The following is an 18019-nucleotide window of genomic DNA, read 5'->3' on the forward strand; positions in this document are numbered from 1 at the left end:
ATGATAGATAGAAAAATATTTTTTTATTTTTCTCTTCCTATCCAGTCAATATTCATGTATAATAATATCGGCTTGTATTTATATAAATGAAAAGAGGTATGTAAATGGAAAGAAGAGTTGGTACAGTTTCAAGAGGTATCCGTTGCCCAATTATCCGCGAAGGTGATAATCTGGTAGCTATCACCGTTGACAGCGTCTTAGAGGCTGCTAAAAGCGAAGGCTTTGAGCTTAGGGACAGAGATGTCATTGCCCTTACAGAATCTATCGTTGCCCGTGCTCAGGGTAACTATGCATCCATCGATGCTATTGCCGCTGATGTAAAAGCAAAGCTGGGTGGAGAAACCGTTGGTGTTATCTTCCCTATTTTATCCCGTAACCGATTTGCTATCAACCTGAAGGGTATCGCCATGGGATGCAAAAAGGTTGTACTGATGTTAAGCTATCCAAGGGATGAAGTAGGTAACGCCCTTCTCACCTATGACCAGCTTGATGAAGCAGGCGTCAACCCTTATTCCGATGTTTTAACTCTGGAAAAATACCGTGAATTATTTGGTGAAAATAAGCATGAATTTACCGGCATCGACTATGTTTCCTATTATTCCGATATTATTAAAGAAGCCGGTGCTGAAGTAGAGGTTATTTTTTCCAATCAGGCAAAGACTATTCTTGATTACACAGACTGTGTCATTAACTGCGATATCCACACCAGAGTCCGCACCAAGCGTCTTTTGAAAAATGCTGGTGCCAGGGTAGTATGCGGTCTGGATGATATTTTAAATACACCTGTCAATGGCAGTGGCTACAACACAAAATACGGCCTTTTAGGCTCCAATAAATCTACCGAGGACAAGATTAAGCTCTTCCCCAATGAGTGCAAAGACCTCGTGCTGGATATCCAGTCTGCTATTTTAGAAAAGACCGGTAAGCACGTTGAGGTTATGGTATACGGTGATGGTGCTTTCAAGGATCCACAGGGCAAAATCTGGGAGCTTGCTGATCCGGTGGTATCTCCAGCCTTTACAGATGGTCTCATTGGTACACCAAACGAATTAAAGCTTAAATACCTGGCTGATAATGATTTTGCCAGCTTAAGCGGAGCTGCATTGAAGGAAGCTATCTCCAATAGCATTAAATCCAAGCAGGACAACCTTGTAGGAAATATGGCTTCCCAGGGTACTACTCCAAGACAGCTGACCGATTTAATCGGTTCCTTATGTGACTTAACCTCCGGTTCCGGTGACAAGGGAACTCCTGTTATCCTGATTCAGGGTTATTTTGACAATTTCACAACAGAATAATAGATTTTCTTTATATAAAATATCCTCCTGGATTCCTGCCTGTTTTGGCATAATCCAAGAGGATATTTTTATATTACCTGTTTATTTTACTGTTACTTTGACAGCCGTATATTCGCCTGTATTCAAGATTGATTACATACAAAATCAACCTCTAACTGTTTCTGAACCTTCCGTTTATCTTTAGTTCAATAACTATACTCAACCATACCTATGTCAACATTATAGCCCCTAAAAATTCTTCCAACATTTTTCACGCAAAAACTGTCCAATAATTTCTAATGGTGCACCCTCATAGTACTCCACAAGTAATGTCTTGAACTCTGATACATCCATTTCCGGTATTACCAAAAATCCCATTCCTTGTGCAATTAAATAATGATTTGCAAATATTACAGATGCCCTCTTATTCCCATCCTTGAATACCTGTGTTTTCATACAGTACATACATAATTCAATCGCTATATCTATCGGTTCTTTGTCCTGCGTTCGTATTTCATCAATTCGCTCAATGACTACGGATTCGATAGGTAATGGCGGCACATAACTTGTTCCACCGATTTGTACCGGGATCCCACGAATACGACCACCATCATAAAAAAATCCTTCATTTACCAGCTTTGCAATATGACAAAGCATATAGTAGTTGCTTTCACTTTGGATTACATCTCTATCCAAAATAAACTCCCACGCATGTTTCAGATTAAGAATCTTCTGCACATCCGTTGCCGATACACCATTCACTTGTCCATTCTCAATAATATCTTCTGTCTGTGGAAATGATGTCGCAACCCCTTCCAATACTGCCTGATCGTAGATATTTGCTTTCATATTAGCTCTTGCAAAATCTAAATTCTGCAAAACTCTTGTCGAGAGTTCTTTATCTTCATAACCAAGTGTCGCTAATTCTTTATTGATTTTACGGATTGATTTATTTAAGTCTTTACGCTCTTTTGCATTACGCAAAAGCAACTGATACAGTTCATCTGAATATGTATCCACATAAGTAGATGTCAGTTTACCTGCCACACGTTTGCGGATATATAAATACTTTGCACCACTCACTTCTTTTATTTCCGGATTACCATCATATGGAATTAAGTTGATTCTTGCCTGTATATCCGCTCGCTGCTGCAACAGCTCTTGAATTTCCGAATAATTTGCACCCATTTCTTCCGCCTCTTTCTTTTAGGGAACTTTTATATAATTTATTATAAGCAAAAGTTCCCTAAGTATCAATATATTTTTAGAGAACTTTTATGACATATTCTTTATCAAAAGCTGTGCAATTCTTGCTTCTGACCACGAGTAATCCTTCATATACTCTCCACCATAGTTTTGCACCGCCTCAACCTCTCCTTCTAAGATACGATACAAGTCGCAATTTATCTGTTCTGTACGAATATATTTTTCCGTCCTACAGAATAAAGTATTTGTTCAATTCCTGCTGTTCTTAGTGCCTCCATCAAACGGTGGAAGGTTACACGATATAAAATCTGCGTACTCTCATCTGCCGGCCATCCGGCCACAGACACGAAATCGCCTCACCGCTGCTAAGTCCCGCCTGTGCACGGTCTACCAACAAAGCCATAAGCTCTGTCTGTTTGGCTCCACCCAGATGTATCACAGTACCATCCACCGAAATAACAAAATTCGGATACCTCTATTCCATTTCCATCTAAAACCATTTAAGCACCCAATAGATAACTCCCAGCACCCAGGAGCTAAAAATACCATAAAGGATTACAGGGCCTGCAATGGTAAATATCTTGCAACCGATTCCAAAGACCTGTCCCTCCTTCTTAAACTCAATGGCGGGTGCTGCTACCGAATTGGCAAAACCGGTAATCGGAACTACTGTTCCCGCACCGCCAAACTTCGCCAGCCTTTGATACAGCTGAAGTCCAGTCAGTACAACACTTAAAAAAATCAGGCAGAGAATACCATACAGGGCAGCTGTTTCCTCCTTCATTCCCATACCCTTAAACCAGTTATTAAAGGCCTGCCCCAGAGTACAGATGATACCTCCAATCAAAAATGCCTTTATCATATTTAGCCACCAGCAGTGGGTAGGCGTCATTTCTTTTACATAAGCATTGTATTTTTTCTTCTTCTTGCTTTCATCTGTTTCATTTAATATTTCCTGTATATCCGGCTTATCTGCCATTTCATTTCCTCCTTCCTGCAGCCATTTATGGCCAGAACATCTGATAATAGCTTCCAAGGGCCTTTCCTGCTGCAATCGCCAAAACAATATAGGGGATTCCCTGTACCAGCCTTGCCCGCTCCGCAAATATCGGTATTACCTTAAGAATTTCTGCCAGAGCCATTGCAAAGCATCCTATATATATGCCGCAAAACAATCCAAACACTAAAAGTATCGGTTTGCCACCCGGTATCCCCCATTCAAAAACAGAAATCACATTCCCTGCAATACCGCCCCAGATGATGCAGCTTTCATAAGCCGCAATATGCGTAGCAGTTGCTGTCCGTGAGGCCAGCTGAGGAAAAACACCGATGAGGCTTATCAAAGCAAAAACACCACCTGATACAACGCCGCCTCCTGCCGCTGCTATCAGAAAAAGCAATACATTTTTAACCAGCATCAATGCTCTTTCCCTCCCGTTGTGCATCCTTTATCAAGGCATCGTTAATATCCGTTTCATAGCTTCGCATCTGGATTTGAATCGGTGTAGGGTCCTTTTGTATCTTCTTCCGGGAAAAATGATTAAAAAATACCAAGATTCCGATTGCAAGGCCTACACAATATCCAAGCTCTGCTACAGTACCACCCGTACTCTTACTTCCTGTCACCAGAAAATAAATCTTATCAAATACATCAGAAACACTAACATCTTCATTAAAGGTCATAATAGAGAAAGCAGAGCCGAAAAAGGCAATCATACCAACAAAAGCCGCTTTTACCCATTCCCAGGCCTTCGGTGGTTTCTTTCCAGGAGCAATATAGTTAATAATAAAATCCTTTTCTCCCAGATTCACTACCAGCACTCCCGGAAACCGTTTTTCAATGAGTTCAATTACCTTCATAATTGAGAAAATGTATTTGGTACTTTCCTTGGCCGTTACTGTATACAACAGCATTTCCTTTACTTCATCCTCAATCTTTTTATCCGAACACAAAATGGTACCCAAATCACGGAGAAATATTTTTTTGTTTAAAATATCGGTACTCTGCTCCAGTTTTAAATAAAGAGTTGCTTCTCTCATAGACAGACAAACACTCCTCCCGGCATTTTATCTCTTCCAGATACCGTATCTGCATAGATCACCGCTCCGAGTAAAACAAAAAACACTACGACTGCTACCCAGAGAATTCTTTTTCTTTGTTTGCTCATACAATTGCCCCTTTTCTATCATTTCCTAAGAGTAGTATGAAGCTGTAAATAAACTGCTATACTGGTAATTTTTTCAATTATTGCATAAATTCCTTTCTCATGCTGCCTAAAATTTTCTTTTCCAGACGGCTTACCTGCACCTGGGATATCCCCAGCTCCTTTGCCACCTCTGTCTGGGTTCGCTCCTCAAAATACCGCATAGAAATCAATTTTTTCTCCTTCTCTCCCAGATTATCAAGGAGCTGTTTTAAAACCATTCGGTTTAAGAGCCGCTCTCCTTCATTTTTTGGCTCTGGAAGCTTGTCCACCAGGCAGATTTCATTGCCGTCTCCCTGATAAACCGATTTGTATATGGATTCCACTTCTCCGTTTGCCTCCAAAGCCATAACAATATCTTCTATCGAAAGCTTGGTCTCTTCTGCTATTTCCTTTAAGGTCGCATCTCTCCCTAGCCGTTGGGATAGGACTTCTCCCGCCTGCCTTATTTTCCAGCCGTTTTCCTTTAAGGAGCGGCTTACCTTCATCATTCCATCGTCCCGCAGAAAACGCTTGATTTCCCCGCTGATCATCGGCACAGCGTAGGTCGAAAACTGGACCTGAAAGCTTCCGTCAAACTTGTCCACAGCCTTCATAAGACCAATACTTCCGATTTGAAACAAATCCTGTGGATCCTGCCCCCGGTTGGTAAAACGCCTCACGATGCTCCACACTAAGGCCATATTTTCTGTAATCACTTTATCTCTTGCAACTTTATCTCCTTCTCTCGCCCGTTGAATTAACGCAAGAGTATCCATTTTCACCCTCCTACAGCTGCTTTACCATATAAACGGTAGTACCCTCCTTAGGCTTTGACTCTACCTCCAGATGGTCCATAAAGGTTTCCATAAAGGTAAAGCCCATACCAGACCGTTCCCACTCCGGTCTCGTCGTATACAAAGGTTCCATTGCCTTTTTTACATCAGAAATGCCAACGCCATCATCTATGACCCAAAGTCTTAGCTCACGGCCCTCTATCTGGCACTTTAGCTTTATCTTTCCCTCTTTTTCTCCATAGCCGTGAATAATTGCATTTGTCACTGCCTCAGAAACTGCCGTTTTGATATCAGCCAGCTGCTCCAGCGTGGGATTGAGTCTGGTAATAAAGGCCGCTACTACAATTCTTGCAAAGCTTTCATTTTCCGAGATGCTTTCCATCTCCAGATAAATTTCATTTCGATTCATTTTCTTATCCTCCAAAATAAAGCTATAAATTTTCCAGTATCTTCTCTACACTGTCATATTTTTCGATGATTTTATACAAACCCGAAATCCGAAATATGCGGTCTACTCCCGGTCCTACTCCTGTTACAAAGGCCCGTCCCCCGGTAAAGATAACCTTTTTATATCTTCCCATCACCATACCGATGCCGGAGCTATCCATAAAGGGCACTCCCGTAAAATCAAAAATTACATGCTTTGCCCCCTCCTTTTCAATTTTCCGGTCAGCCTCTGCCCTAAGAAGCATAGCACGGTGATGATCCAGCTCGTCCCGAATATGGATAATCAGACAGCCTTTTTTCAATTCAAAAGTTTCCATTTTTTATCTTCCTTTCTATACCGCCGCAGTGCAATCCCTAGCGGATCGTTTTTTATTCGATAGGATGAGCTTTCCTATCGAATAAAAAAGGAAGGACCGGGGGCTTGTCCCTGGTTCTTCCTTCGTAAATGTTTTGTCTTTCTATTTATCATAATGAATCCTGCCAAAAAAAGCAAGAAAACCCTGTCGCCTTCTTATGACAAATTTCTTTTCTTAGCCATTTTTATCAAAAATTAAAAATCTGTTATAAATTATGTCTTTCTCTTCTTTTTGCTGCTTCCTTATAAACCTGTTCATCGGTTCTGGCCGAAACAACGATAATCCTCATAACTCCATCTACTCGCTCTACCTTATATACAACCCGGATTCCTAAATCTCTGAATTTTATTTTCATAAGATTCGTAAGATTTGTCCCACTTTTATTACCCAAAGGTTTTCCATACCCACCTTCTTCTGTAGGTAATGGATTCTGACTAACTTTTCGGATGCCTTTTAACACTTGTACCTGAGCTGAATGATCGAGTTTTTTTATGTCTTTTTCTGCTTCTTCTAAAAACTCAATAATCCATGTCATTCGATATCAACATCCTCCGTATCTAAAAGTTCATCTTCACTGATTCCTAAATTATTCATTACAGAATCAAATAAAATAGTTTTATTATTTCCATTATCTTCCATTCGTTTATTTGCTTCTAACAAAAGGAAATAATCTTCCTCAATTTCTGTCAGTCTTGTATATTCTTCAGGTGACAAAATAATTGCAGAAGGCTGATTGTTCTTTAAAACAATTAATTCTCTTTCAGAGTGAAGTCTGTCAAATATCTTCGCTGCCTGACCTTTGTTAAACTGTGAAATAGGAACCAAGCTTTGCAAAAGATCTGCTGCAATTGCCATAATAAACACCTCCAATGCTTTCTTCTACTCTTATTATATGCAGAAATCAGTAAAAAATCAACTATGAGGTTTGATAATTTATCATTAAATTTTCATTACAATTTGTTGTTCTTCTTTAGACTCTTTTTTTGCTGTAATTCTCTTTACTGCCTTTTCTTCCTCGAACATAGCCTACCAGTGCTTCCTGGATGATAAAGTGGGCACCATTGAAGATAGCATGCATTAGTTATTGCACAGTTCTAAAATCCAGTCTATATACTGGCTTCCCTGGTTATAGTCCACCTTATATAGCTTTCTATCTTTTATCCCCTTTTGAGAATATAGCTGAAGTTCCATAAAGCTCCATTTCTTTTCCGCATTCTGCCGTAAACACAGCTGGATACTTTCTCCATTTCTTTCATAAATAGAAATGCTTAAGCTTTCTTGAAAGGAATATCCCCTGTCACTTAATTTGGAGCTTGTTGTCTGATTGCTTTCATCAGCATAATAGGTATATTGCAGTTCTTCTAGTCTTTGTAATACTTCTCCATAAGCTTCCGCTCCTACCAAAGAAGATGTCGGAGAGGCATAAAAAAGTCCATCCGAACTGGCTCTATATACAACTTCGATACTCGCAATTTCCTTTATATCCACATTTTCTATATGCCAGATGATTGCTCTGGAAGAATACATTTTATAAAAAGCAAACATTCCTACAGCTAAGATAAAAAGGACAGCTCCGATTTTATACTTTCTGTTCATAATTCATCTCCCTACTTTAAGCTCCTCTCAAGATAATCCACCAGCACTTTCTTATCCTCTATAATAAATTTTCCCTTGCCCGGTATATTCAGAAAAGATTTCCCATTTGTCCGTATATAGACCTCATATCGTTCTGGCTTGTTATAATCCATGATGGTAATTAAAATATTTCCATCTTTTTTGGCAAATCCTCCCACAGGAAGGTATTCTCCAAAAACATTTCTTCTAACTTTAAAGCCTTCTATTATTTCTATAATATCTCTCTTTACATCAGAGTCTGTAATTTCCCTATTAGACTGAGTTTCATAGATAATAAACATTACATTTTCTTCCGGTATCTTAATTTTTGTATCCTTTAACCAATATGTATAAAATGCAAGCAATATAATCACAACAACTGCTATTCTAATTTTAAACTTCCTATTATTCACTCCTAGCCTCCATAATTTCAATATCAAAATGTACATTTATTCCTTCTCAAAACCTTTAATCTTACTGGTTTACCAATGTCACAAAATGCCTCTTTCATTTGTTATTAGAATTGGAAAAATACCGTCATAGCCTCTGCAGGTGTGCAGGACTGGGTTGAAGCCATTGGCGATACTGTCGGTGCTATAGTTGGCAGTATTGCAGGCTCGGTAACTGGAAAAGCAGGAGGTGAAACAATTGCTAAAAAAGCATATAACAAAGTATTTAGCTGCAAAACAGAAAACAAAGAATAATTGTCTCAAACCTTTCGATAGGGTAAAATTTATAAAAAATATATCCCATTCTCAGTTTGAGCTTTTTTTCGATTATACTAAATACTACTGTGATACTATTTTATGGGATAACATCCAACGGGATATTATTTTAAGCTTGGCAAGTGATTATACCATTGTAGTTCATTTAGATGCCTATCAAACAGATACCTCTATCACGGAGCTGGATAATAAAATAGGTGAATTGTATCCTTGTATCAAGAATGATAAGGGTGAATATTTTATTGAAATTATGCCCCAAGATTTACGCCTTTTAACGGAAATAAAAAATGACCCTTTGCTGTGGGAATGTGGAAATGTACTGCATATTGCAGCCTTTAAAGAAAAAAAGCCGCAATATACTAACGAATCTATATTTGATGATGCAGAGTTTGTTATTCATTCTATTTATGACAATAATGGATTTGTCATAAATGTCCGTGACATAGAGCAATATGGTAAAATGATTGAGACAAAGGTAAAATATGTGTTGGACAATTACCATATTTTAATGGAAGGAGATTTGTAGTGGCAGCTGTACCTCGTAAAAAATATTTACCAATTGGTTCCGTTGTAAGATTAACTAATGCTTCGAAGAAAATAATAATCTTTGGCAGAATGCAAAAAACAGAACAACTCCTTATCGGAGTTGTTCTGTTTTGCAAAACCTATTTTCTACAATCCCAGTTCGCTTAACCGCCGCTTTGCCTCAGCTGCACGTTCCGAATCCGGATAATCGTTAATAACCTTATTATAGTACTCTGCTGCCTTTTCCTTATCTCCCTTGCGATGGTATACACGGCCGGTAAAATAAATTGCCTTTACATTCGCAGGGTCCAGCTTCAGAGCATCCTGGAGCTTTTCTAAGGCTTCGTCATATTTTCCCTGGTTATAAATCACACGGCCTTCCTCTGCCAGCTCTTCTGCCGCAGCCTCAAAGGATTCACCCTTGATGGTATTATAAATATTTTTGGCCTCTGCATTTTCCAAGGCAGACTCCTTTACATCAGCAAGCTGCTTTGCTGCCTCTTCCTTTTCTCCATCCATATAATAGCGGATAGCCTTATAAAAGTTATCATAAAGGGACTCATCCATGCCCTTGCCCTTTAGCTCCTCCAATTCACGGTTAAGGCTTTCTAGCTCTGCCTTAAGCCCCTCATTTTCTCTTTTCAGGGTATTAAAGGTAATATCCTGGCTCGCCATATCATCACTGTAGGCTTTAAATTTAGTTTCGTATTCTGTTGCCACCTGCTTTTTTACCGTAGGCACAATCAAAAAATAAACTACTAAAATTCCAAGGACAGCTCCCAGAAAAAAGTTCGCATAAGGCCAGAAATTAAATCTTTCTTCCTTATAAGAGGGAGCTTTAAAGACCTGTCCCCCATTTTCCTGTTCATGCAGGATGCTTCTGTCCTTTACCCTTTCTTCCTTTTCTTCTGCTTTTCCTTCACTACCGCCGGAAAGCTCCTTTTTGTATTTTAAGGTTACGGTATTATTACGGTCAATTTTCAATGCCTTAGAAAGACATTTTACCGCCTTTTTATTATTTCCGGACTGCATATAAAGAAGTGCCAGAAGCTGATAGCTCCGTACAAAGTGAGGATTTAAGCTTACTACCTTTTCCAGCTGTAAAATAGCCAAATCACTGTTCCCCTGCTTTGCGTACTCTAAAGCACGGTTGTATTTCTTAATGGTTTGGTTAATCGTTTCCAGACGGGATGGGTTTCTCTGAATAGCTGCAATATAGCGGTCAGCCATTTCATTATCCTCTTCAAAATGCTTACTGATAACCCATTCACTCAAGGCATTGACTACCTCACCCATCTCATAATAGACCAGTCCCAAAAGATTTCTGGCCCTGGTATTCATTTTATTCAGCTTGAGGCTCTTTTTCAGTGCATCAACTGCACCCGACAAATCTCTTACCTTTGCCTTTTCCAGTCCACTGTTATAGTACATGTTAGAAGCTTTGCGTATGTGATCAAAATCCGGATATCCCATAACTGACAAACCTCCTAATTGGACCTTCTGTCTTTTAATATTTCTTTGATAATGTCAGTTACATCTGTCATATCGTTATGATAAATTGCATCCTCTGCCTGGTCAATATCCAGACTTGGCTCAAATTTTTTTATTTCCTCTTCAAAATCAATCATGTCTGCTCACATTCCCTTCTAAATATTTGCATAAAATTCAATCCCCCCGCCTCTCCGACAATACGTTACATTATAATTTTCTGATTCTATCATCCTATGAATTCCATTAATCGTTAGCTTACTTCCCCGATAAATGCTCTTTTGTACAACCAGCTTTGCATTCTGTGCATCTGCCAGCCAGGTCTCATACTTTTCTTTTTCCTCTTTCAAAGTAAGAATTTCTGATTCCCTGCTTATCTTAGCCCGGAGCAGTTGTAGCTTTTTCCCCTGAAGCTCTGGCATTTCCTGCTTTTCAAGAATTGAATCAATTTTTTTAATACCTTTTTCAATTCTCATATTTTCTTCCAAAAGTGGCTTTATTCTTTCCTGCAATGCTCCGATTTTAGTATAAACTTCGCTGTCAACACCAACAATCAGTTCCATTTTTACCTCGGACATATTTCCTATGGTTGTTGCCGAAATTCCACGAATGGCATGAGTACGTCCACCGACAATAACTCCCAGCTTACCGGAAACAGAAACCCTTCCTTCTGCCATAATAACACAGTTTAAGATTGCATTGGCATTTACATTGCCACCAGCCTGAATTTCTGTTTGTTCAAAGAACTTACCGGATAAATTCCCCTTACAATGCACCTCTCCCTTTCCACCACCTTGCATACCGTTCTTCAAAATAATATCCTTGCCTGCATGCAAAGCAGCAGCCTCTACATAGCCATTTACTATAATATTGCCACTGGCCTGAACTGTCATACCTGTAACAACATTGCCATGAATGACGACATCTCCAGCAAAATTAATACTTCCTGTTGCATGGGTAACATCACCATCTATCTCCAGAAGCTTGGTAATAATAAGCCGTCCTCCCTGATAGGTTATCTTTCCGGTAATTGCCGCAGTATAAATTCTTTTATCCTCTGATAGAAGAAAGCCTTTTCCTTTAATCGTTGGAAGCTCACGGCCTGGTTTGGCCGTAATAACATTGCCATAGACATCCATACCATCCTCACCCTTAGTAGCCGGATAGTAGTGTACAATCTCCTCCCCCTCTGTAACAATCTCCACCTCACTGATACTGCTGTAATCTACCGAGCCATCCGGCAGAATTTTAGGCTTGCGCTCAGCCTCTGTATTAAAGAGGAATTCAAAACGTCCTGGAATTCCATCCTCCGCCGGCTTTGTTTCAGCCACCAGCTCCTCCTCAAAATACTGCTTCTCATCAATCATTCGCTGAAGTTTTTTTCTTTCTACTCCTGCAATAACACCATTCTTTTCCAGTATTTCCTCTAAATCGCTGACCCTGTACTCTGTTCCCTCCTCTGGCGGACATAAGCTCAAATATGCCTCTGTCCTTGTCTCAGAAACACGTACTCTTGATTTATTTTCCTCTAAATTAACAGACACAGTATCACCTCTCTCCTTTATAGCTTCTCTACTGTTTTCAAGCTTTTATTTCTTTAAATTTGCAAGACGTTCCTCCACCTGATTCAGCATATTTGTATACTTCTGAAGCTTTTCCTTTTCCTCCTGAACCTTCTCAGCCGGTGCCTTACTTATAAATCTTTCATTATTCAGCATACCGTTGGAACGCTTTAATTCGCCCTCCAGTCTCGTCTTTTCCTTTGTCAGACGCTCAATTTCCTTTGCAACATCCACAAGCTCTGCAAATGGCATGTAAATGGTAGCACCATGAATCACGGTAGATACCGCATCCTCTGCCACACCAGTCTTGTCTGCCTGGATCTGCACCTCACCGGCATAGCCAAGAGTTGCAAAGAATACACGACTGTTTTCAAAAATATTTCTTACCCTTTCATCCTCAGAAACTACGATTACTGTAGCCTTTTTACTTGGTGGAACATTCATTTCCGCCCGAACATTACGGATACCCTTTACTGCTGCCTTGATTGTCTCAACAGCCTCTTCATCCTCCTGAAAACTATCTTCTTCTTTATATATCGGCCACTGGGAAATCATAATTGACTCCTCTTCCTCCTGAAGAGTGCAGAAAATTTCCTCGGTAATAAATGGCATATATGGATGTAACAGCTTTAAGGAATCAATCAGTACCTTCTTTAAAGTCCAAAGAGCAGCACCCTTCGTCTCGTCCTCATCATTATAAAGACGTGGCTTCACCATTTCAATATACCAGTCACAGAATTCCTCCCAGATAAAATCGTAAATCTTCTGAGCGGCAATACCGAGCTCATAGCTTTCCATATTATCAGTAACATCCTTAATCAGGGTATTTACCTTGGATAAAATCCATTTATCTGCCTGGGTAAAGTTCTCCTGCTTTGCATCTGCCTTATCCAGGTTCATCATAATGAAACGGGAAGCATTCCATACCTTATTGGCAAAGTTACGGCTGGCCTCAACACGCTCCATATAAAAACGCATATCATTTCCAGGTGCATTTCCTGTAATCAGGGTGAATCTTAAAGCATCTGCACCAAATTCATCAATAATCTCCAGCGGATCAATGCCATTGCCTAAGGATTTACTCATCTTGCGGCCCTGGGAATCTCTTACCAGTCCATGGAATAATACGGTATCAAATGGCTTTTTACCCATATGCTCATAGCCGGAGAATACCATACGGATAACCCAGAAGAAAATAATGTCGTAGCCGGTTACCAGCACATTTGTTGGGTAGAAATATTCCAGCTCCTCTGTCTTTTCCGGCCAGCCAAGGGTTGAAAATGGCCACAGGGCAGAACTGAACCAGGTATCCAGAGTATCCTCATCCTGACACATATGGCTATGTCCGCATTTTGGGCAAACCTCTGGCTTCTCAGAAGCTAACGCTACTACGATTTCACCGCATTTATCACAATAATAAGCCGGAATCCGGTGTCCCCACCACAGCTGTCTGGAAATACACCAGTCACGGATATTATCAGTCCAGTTAAAGTAGGTCTTCTGCATCCTTTCCGGAATCAGCTTGATTTCACCACTCTTTACAGCCTCTACTGCCGGCTTAATCAGCTCATCCATCTTAACGAACCACTGCTGCTTAATCATAGGTTCAACAGTGGTAGAACAGCGGTCATGGGTACCTACGTTGTGTACATGGTCTTCGGTTTTTACTAAAAGTCCCAGGGAATCTAACTCTGCTACAATCTGCTTTCTCGCCTCATAGCGGTCAAGACCTGCATATTTTCCGCCCTTTTCATTAATGGTAGCATCATCATTCATGATATTAATTTCCGGCAGATTGTGGCGTTTTCCTACCTCAAAATCGTTCGGGTCATGGGCTGGTGTAATCTTTACAACACCGGTACCAAATTCTCTGTCTACATAGGCATCAGCTACTACCGGAATTTCCTTATTTACAATCGGAAGAATAACCATCTTTCCAATCAAATCCTGGTATCTTTCATCCTCCGGATGAACTGCTACAGCAGTATCACCCAGCAGGGTCTCCGGACGGGTTGTCGCAATCTCAACAAAGCGTCCCTCTTCACCGGCTACCGGATATTTGATATGCCAGAAATGTCCAGCCTGTTCCTCATGCTCTACCTCTGCATCAGAAATAGATGTCTTGCAGACAGGACACCAGTTTACAATACGGGAACCCTTATAAATATATCCCTTTTCATATAATTTAATGAATACCTCTTCAACGGCCCTAGAGCAGCCCTCGTCCAAAGTAAAACGCTCTCTGTCCCAGTCACAGGAGGAGCCTAATTTCTTTAACTGCTCCACAATAGCTCCGCCGTATTCCTTCTTCCACTCCCAGGTTCTCTTTAAAAAGCCCTCTCTGCCAAGCTCTGCCTTGTCAATTCCCTCAGACTTCAACTGATTGATGACCTTAACCTCCGTAGAAATGCTGGCATGGTCAGTACCCGGAAGCCAAAGAGCCTCATATCCCTGCATTCTTTTAAAACGAATCAAGATATCCTGCATTGTTTCATCCAGGGCATGTCCCATATGAAGCCGTCCTGTAATGTTTGGAGGCGGAATCACAATCGTAAATGGTTTTTTATTTTTATCCACTTTTGCATGGAAATACTTCTTGTTCATCCACTTTTCGTACAGTCTTCCCTCAATCTCCCGCGGATTGTAGGTCTTTTCCAGTTCTTTTTGCATCTTCTTATCTCCTTTAAAAAAATTCCCTTTTTATATAGTATTGAAAAATCCTTTTTTCGTCAAGTATTTATTCCTGTCCTAACAGCTTATTATTGTAATCCATCCGGTCTCTCAGCTTCTGACGCCTTACATTCAGGCGGTGCCGCACCTCAACCATTTCCCTTTTATCTAACAGTGCCTCCGGCTGATAGGTCCAGACCTCTGCATCCCTTACATCTATCTTCTTAAGCTCTGTAATTAAAATCTGATTGTACTGATTAATTTTCTCCGTTGTAGAGCGGAACTGTTTTTCTCTTTCCTTTAATAAAAGGTATTGCTTCCAGACATATTCCAGCTCCATGGAGCTTTCTACCCCCAGTTTTTCATAAGCGTATTCCAGACAGCTGGTATTATTTACATACTTTATCTTTACCTTATTTAACAATCCAATCGCCCGTGCCAGTTTCTTTTCCGTCAGCACCATATTTTTCCGGTTCTGTCTGGACTCGTAAATAATGTAAGCTGCACTTACAACTCCCATAAGCACAGTCAAAAGAAAGGGAAGCTGCATGGCTGCTTCAAATACCTGGTCAAGCAATGCCAGCAAAATTAACAAGCTTACAACTAAAGCTGCTGCTGTTACAGCTAGTTTTTTTAAATTTTCCTGTTTTTCCACAATCTCATCCCGTTCATAGAGAAGGACACCCTTTTCTCCCTCCAGATGCCGCATATCATTCTTTATGACTGACTGATACTGCTCCTTTTCCTGCATTGCCTTTAGCTCCTGTGGCAGGCTCTCCTCATACAGCTCCATGCTGTTTCTATGCCGCTCAGAAAGCTTAATCTCCTGGTTTTTATATTTTTCTCTTTCTCCTTTAAAAAGCAGAATCTTCTCGGCTGCTTCAGTAAAGCTCTTTCTTTCTTCCTCCGGCACCATATCAATCCTCTGGATATCCGTCAGATAAGAGGTTACAGCCTCATATTCCACTCTTGCCTCCTGAAGCTGACGCCTTGCTTCCTCCTTGGCATCCTCATCTACTGCCAAAGGCTGTGCCACAGCTTCCTTAAAAAGCTTCTCCTCATCTACCGCTCTTGATGAAAAAAATTTCTGTTCCGGCGATAAAATTTTCTCTTCCTTTTGTTTTTTTCTAAAAAACCATGAAAATAAACCCATTTTTATCCAACTTTCTTTCTGTATTCCCGCTTCCATTCCTTTAAAATCTGGTTAAGCTCCTCATGATAATCAGCGGCATGACCCTGAAGCTTCTTCTCAATGGCTTCCTTCAGTCTTCGATAATCCGAGGTTTCCTTATAAGCCATCTTACTTTCCTCAAGCTCTGTCAAAAGTTCCTTTTCTTCCTCCTCGGATAATTCAAGTACAGGTATTCCTGCCATACTGCATGCCTGCACATAGGCCTTTAGGGATTCCCGGTTCTGGTTCCTTCCATAGGCCTGTAAAAAATACTGTGCTGCTTCCTCTAATGTTCCCGTGTACAGACAGGTAATACCAATATTATGATAAATGTCACCTGTCTCCTCCGGTGTAAGCTCCTTAAGCTGTCCCCCCAGAAGCTTCCGGTATTCCATCGCTGCCAGCGTATACCTCTTTTTCTTAAGCCATAAATCTGCCTTATACTTTTCACGCTGCAGCTCCGACATATGAGTCAAGCTGTCCATAACCACTATCAGTTCTTTAAGCTCCTCTTCCTGATAATAATCGGAACCGCATAGCACCGTCACTACCATGTCCTTGCAGCTGTTTCTACCAAGAACCAGATTCTTAAGCTTGTCGGCCAGAGCAGGAAGCTTGAGCTCCTCCTTTATCCAATTTGCCAGTCCCAGTGTGAAAAATCCCTGTGAAATAATATATATGTTATTATATATATAATAACACAATTCTTCTATACTATAAAGCTTTGTATCTGTTTCTTTTATATACCACGGATTCTCTGCTTTTTCACCACAGCATAAAATAATCCTTCCCAAGTCTTTACCTCCTTAGAGCTCAATTGTCTTTTCCCAGATTCTCTGGCTGGATGGACAGAATTCTCCAAAACCCAGATCCTTTATTCTGACAATGCAGGTTTTCTTATCGGTAAACATCAGCCGGAGGGATACCTTTGTCATCCTGGATGGCCGCTTCCACATGCCCTCCAACGCGATAATAAAAGTCTTTTCCTCTCCGCTTGGCAGATAGGACACCGTTACCGGTATTTCTTCCTCTTCCTCTAAAATCAGGCAGGCATTCTTTTTAACATCCTGCCATTTTTCAGATGCCTTCGCAAGATAAGCCCTGCATTCTTTCCCATCATGGTATATAGGAATTGAAATTTCACACTGGATACTGTCCTCTTCTAGAAGCAAAAAGCTTTCCATCATCTCAGGATTTTCCTGGCTTTTTGCAGAAATACAGGCTCCTTCACAATACAGACTCTCTCCAAGGAAGCCTCTTCTGCCCCGGCAAAGCTGATGTACCAGATTAAGCCTTTCTTCACCTGAAAAACCAGAGCCTGTCAGATAAAGTGTTCCTATCTCTGGCTTTACTACTTGTACAATTTCTTCCTTTTGCATAGGCTTGGCAAGCTTTTCCCTGGTTACTCCTGCTATCACCGGCCGCCGCTTTCTATCCAGAAGAATCCGCCGGAATAAAATTTCTCCACCGCTTCCATCTAAAAGACCTACCTCTCCGATCCAGAGTTCCTTCTTCTGGCTTAGTGCATAGCATAAAAAGCTGTGTCCATGACTTTCAACCTGCAGACGGTCTCCATCAATCCCCAGCTTCAAAAAGGCTCTTTTAAGCCTCTCCTCCAGCTTTTTAGAAGGGTTCTCCAGCGATACATTAAGATGCCGTATGAGGTCATTGGGAAATTCTGTTTTCAAGAAAAGCAAGGCTTTTTTTATAATTTTGGATAGCAGGTCCTCTACTGAAAACCTTACTCCATAGATGGTAATCTCCTCCGTTGTTTCCAAAAGCTCTAAGAAACCGGTTATAACAATACCCTCCTTCTGCTCCTTTTTCTCCAGTGCCCTTTCTCCAAAAATCCATTCCTTTTTATCCTCTTCGATAGCAATTAACAGGGGAAAATCCTCCAGAATCATCTTTATTTCGCTGCTCTGAGGCGGATAAGCACACAGCTGTATTTTATTTTCACGCAGATCCATTCCTGCATATATTGTTCTTTCCTCCACT

General features: G+C 40.6%; 23 protein-coding genes. 3 read left to right on the forward strand and 20 right to left on the reverse strand.

Features of this window, described 5'->3' with window-relative positions:
- Window positions 1-104: 104 nt before the first annotated feature.
- The gene (locus ASU35_RS12825) at window positions 105-1298 is read left to right on the forward strand and encodes a coenzyme F420-0:L-glutamate ligase (RefSeq protein ID WP_058353397.1); all 1194 of its coding nucleotides are present in this window, start codon (window positions 105-107) and stop codon (window positions 1296-1298) included.
- Between the two features lie 228 nt (window positions 1299-1526).
- Here ASU35_RS12825 and ASU35_RS12830 read toward each other — a convergent pair whose 3' ends face one another.
- From ASU35_RS12830 to ASU35_RS12880, 13 genes are all read right to left on the reverse strand, one after another.
- Window positions 1527-2465, reverse strand: coding sequence for a DUF6788 family protein (locus ASU35_RS12830; RefSeq protein ID WP_058353398.1), 939 nt, complete (start codon window positions 2463-2465; stop codon window positions 1527-1529).
- Between the two features lie 310 nt (window positions 2466-2775).
- The gene (locus tag ASU35_RS19350; RefSeq protein WP_156059428.1) at window positions 2776-2922 is read right to left on the reverse strand and encodes a hypothetical protein; all 147 of its coding nucleotides are present in this window, start codon (window positions 2920-2922) and stop codon (window positions 2776-2778) included.
- Window positions 2923-2973: 51 nt separating this feature from the next.
- Window positions 2974-3462: a SpoVA/SpoVAEb family sporulation membrane protein gene (locus ASU35_RS12835; RefSeq protein ID WP_058353399.1), complete on the reverse strand. Its 489-nt coding sequence runs from the start codon at window positions 3460-3462 to the stop codon at window positions 2974-2976.
- Window positions 3463-3487: 25 nt separating this feature from the next.
- Window positions 3488-3901, reverse strand: a complete 414-nt coding sequence (locus ASU35_RS12840) for a stage V sporulation protein AB (protein WP_058353400.1) — start codon at window positions 3899-3901, stop codon at window positions 3488-3490.
- Window positions 3891-4523 (reverse strand): stage V sporulation protein AA, encoded by a 633-nt coding sequence (locus ASU35_RS12845; RefSeq protein ID WP_058353401.1) that lies wholly within the window; start codon window positions 4521-4523, stop codon window positions 3891-3893. Before ASU35_RS12845 ends, ASU35_RS12840 begins: the two co-directional genes overlap by 11 nt.
- Window positions 4520-4651, reverse strand: a complete 132-nt coding sequence (locus ASU35_RS20505) for a hypothetical protein (RefSeq protein WP_147525444.1) — start codon at window positions 4649-4651, stop codon at window positions 4520-4522. Before ASU35_RS20505 ends, ASU35_RS12845 begins: the two co-directional genes overlap by 4 nt.
- A 77-nt stretch (window positions 4652-4728) precedes the next feature.
- Window positions 4729-5445 (reverse strand): SigF/SigG family RNA polymerase sporulation sigma factor, encoded by a 717-nt coding sequence (locus ASU35_RS12850; RefSeq protein WP_058353402.1) that lies wholly within the window; start codon window positions 5443-5445, stop codon window positions 4729-4731.
- A 10-nt stretch (window positions 5446-5455) separates the two neighbouring features.
- On the reverse strand, window positions 5456-5872 hold the full coding sequence (spoIIAB, locus tag ASU35_RS12855; protein ID WP_058353403.1) for an anti-sigma F factor: 417 nt from the start codon (window positions 5870-5872) through the stop codon (window positions 5456-5458).
- Window positions 5873-5894: 22 nt separating this feature from the next.
- Window positions 5895-6227 (reverse strand): STAS domain-containing protein, encoded by a 333-nt coding sequence (locus ASU35_RS12860; protein WP_058353404.1) that lies wholly within the window; start codon window positions 6225-6227, stop codon window positions 5895-5897.
- 244 nt (window positions 6228-6471) lie between these two features.
- Entirely contained in the window at window positions 6472-6801 is a 330-nt protein-coding gene (locus ASU35_RS12865) for a type II toxin-antitoxin system RelE family toxin (RefSeq protein ID WP_058353405.1), read from the reverse strand.
- Window positions 6798-7121 (reverse strand): type II toxin-antitoxin system Phd/YefM family antitoxin, encoded by a 324-nt coding sequence (locus tag ASU35_RS12870; protein WP_058353406.1) that lies wholly within the window; start codon window positions 7119-7121, stop codon window positions 6798-6800. Before ASU35_RS12870 ends, ASU35_RS12865 begins: the two co-directional genes overlap by 4 nt.
- Window positions 7122-7343: 222 nt before the next feature.
- On the reverse strand, window positions 7344-7862 hold the full coding sequence (locus ASU35_RS12875) for a hypothetical protein (RefSeq protein ID WP_058353407.1): 519 nt from the start codon (window positions 7860-7862) through the stop codon (window positions 7344-7346).
- Between the two features lie 11 nt (window positions 7863-7873).
- Window positions 7874-8293 (reverse strand): hypothetical protein, encoded by a 420-nt coding sequence (locus ASU35_RS12880; RefSeq protein WP_058353408.1) that lies wholly within the window; start codon window positions 8291-8293, stop codon window positions 7874-7876.
- A gap of 235 nt (window positions 8294-8528) precedes the next feature.
- Between ASU35_RS12880 and ASU35_RS12885 the strand changes: the two genes are divergently transcribed.
- A complete protein-coding gene (locus ASU35_RS12885; RefSeq protein WP_058353409.1) occupies window positions 8529-9131 on the forward strand; it encodes a hypothetical protein in 603 nt (200 codons plus the stop codon).
- Window positions 9131-9298, forward strand: a complete 168-nt coding sequence (locus ASU35_RS20770) for a DUF4176 domain-containing protein (RefSeq protein ID WP_172794644.1) — start codon at window positions 9131-9133, stop codon at window positions 9296-9298. The genes ASU35_RS12885 and ASU35_RS20770 overlap by 1 nt, the downstream gene beginning before the upstream one ends.
- On the opposite strand, the gene ASU35_RS12890 is transcribed toward ASU35_RS20770, so the two are convergent.
- From ASU35_RS12890 to ASU35_RS12915, 7 genes are all read right to left on the reverse strand, one after another.
- Window positions 9278-10603, reverse strand: coding sequence for a tetratricopeptide repeat protein (locus ASU35_RS12890; RefSeq protein WP_058353410.1), 1326 nt, complete (start codon window positions 10601-10603; stop codon window positions 9278-9280). The genes ASU35_RS20770 and ASU35_RS12890 overlap by 21 nt on opposite strands.
- 14 nt (window positions 10604-10617) lie before the next feature.
- A complete protein-coding gene (locus ASU35_RS19740) occupies window positions 10618-10758 on the reverse strand; it encodes a hypothetical protein (RefSeq protein WP_172794645.1) in 141 nt (46 codons plus the stop codon).
- A gap of 18 nt (window positions 10759-10776) precedes the next feature.
- Complete coding sequence (locus tag ASU35_RS12895; protein ID WP_058353411.1) at window positions 10777-12162, reverse strand: DUF342 domain-containing protein; 1386 nt, start codon at window positions 12160-12162, stop codon at window positions 10777-10779.
- Between the two features lie 45 nt (window positions 12163-12207).
- Complete coding sequence (locus ASU35_RS12900; protein ID WP_058353412.1) at window positions 12208-14850, reverse strand: valine--tRNA ligase; 2643 nt, start codon at window positions 14848-14850, stop codon at window positions 12208-12210.
- 67 nt (window positions 14851-14917) lie between these two features.
- A complete protein-coding gene (locus tag ASU35_RS12905; RefSeq protein ID WP_147525445.1) occupies window positions 14918-16003 on the reverse strand; it encodes a hypothetical protein in 1086 nt (361 codons plus the stop codon).
- 2 nt (window positions 16004-16005) lie between these two features.
- The gene (locus ASU35_RS12910; protein ID WP_058353414.1) at window positions 16006-16815 is read right to left on the reverse strand and encodes a hypothetical protein; all 810 of its coding nucleotides are present in this window, start codon (window positions 16813-16815) and stop codon (window positions 16006-16008) included.
- A 12-nt stretch (window positions 16816-16827) separates the two neighbouring features.
- A complete protein-coding gene (locus tag ASU35_RS12915; RefSeq protein WP_058353415.1) occupies window positions 16828-18018 on the reverse strand; it encodes a DUF5716 family protein in 1191 nt (396 codons plus the stop codon).
- Window position 18019: the final 1 nt, after the last annotated feature.

Source organism: Acetivibrio ethanolgignens, assembly GCF_001461035.1.
Taxonomy (GTDB): Bacteria; Bacillota; Clostridia; order Lachnospirales; family Lachnospiraceae; genus Velocimicrobium; species Velocimicrobium ethanolgignens.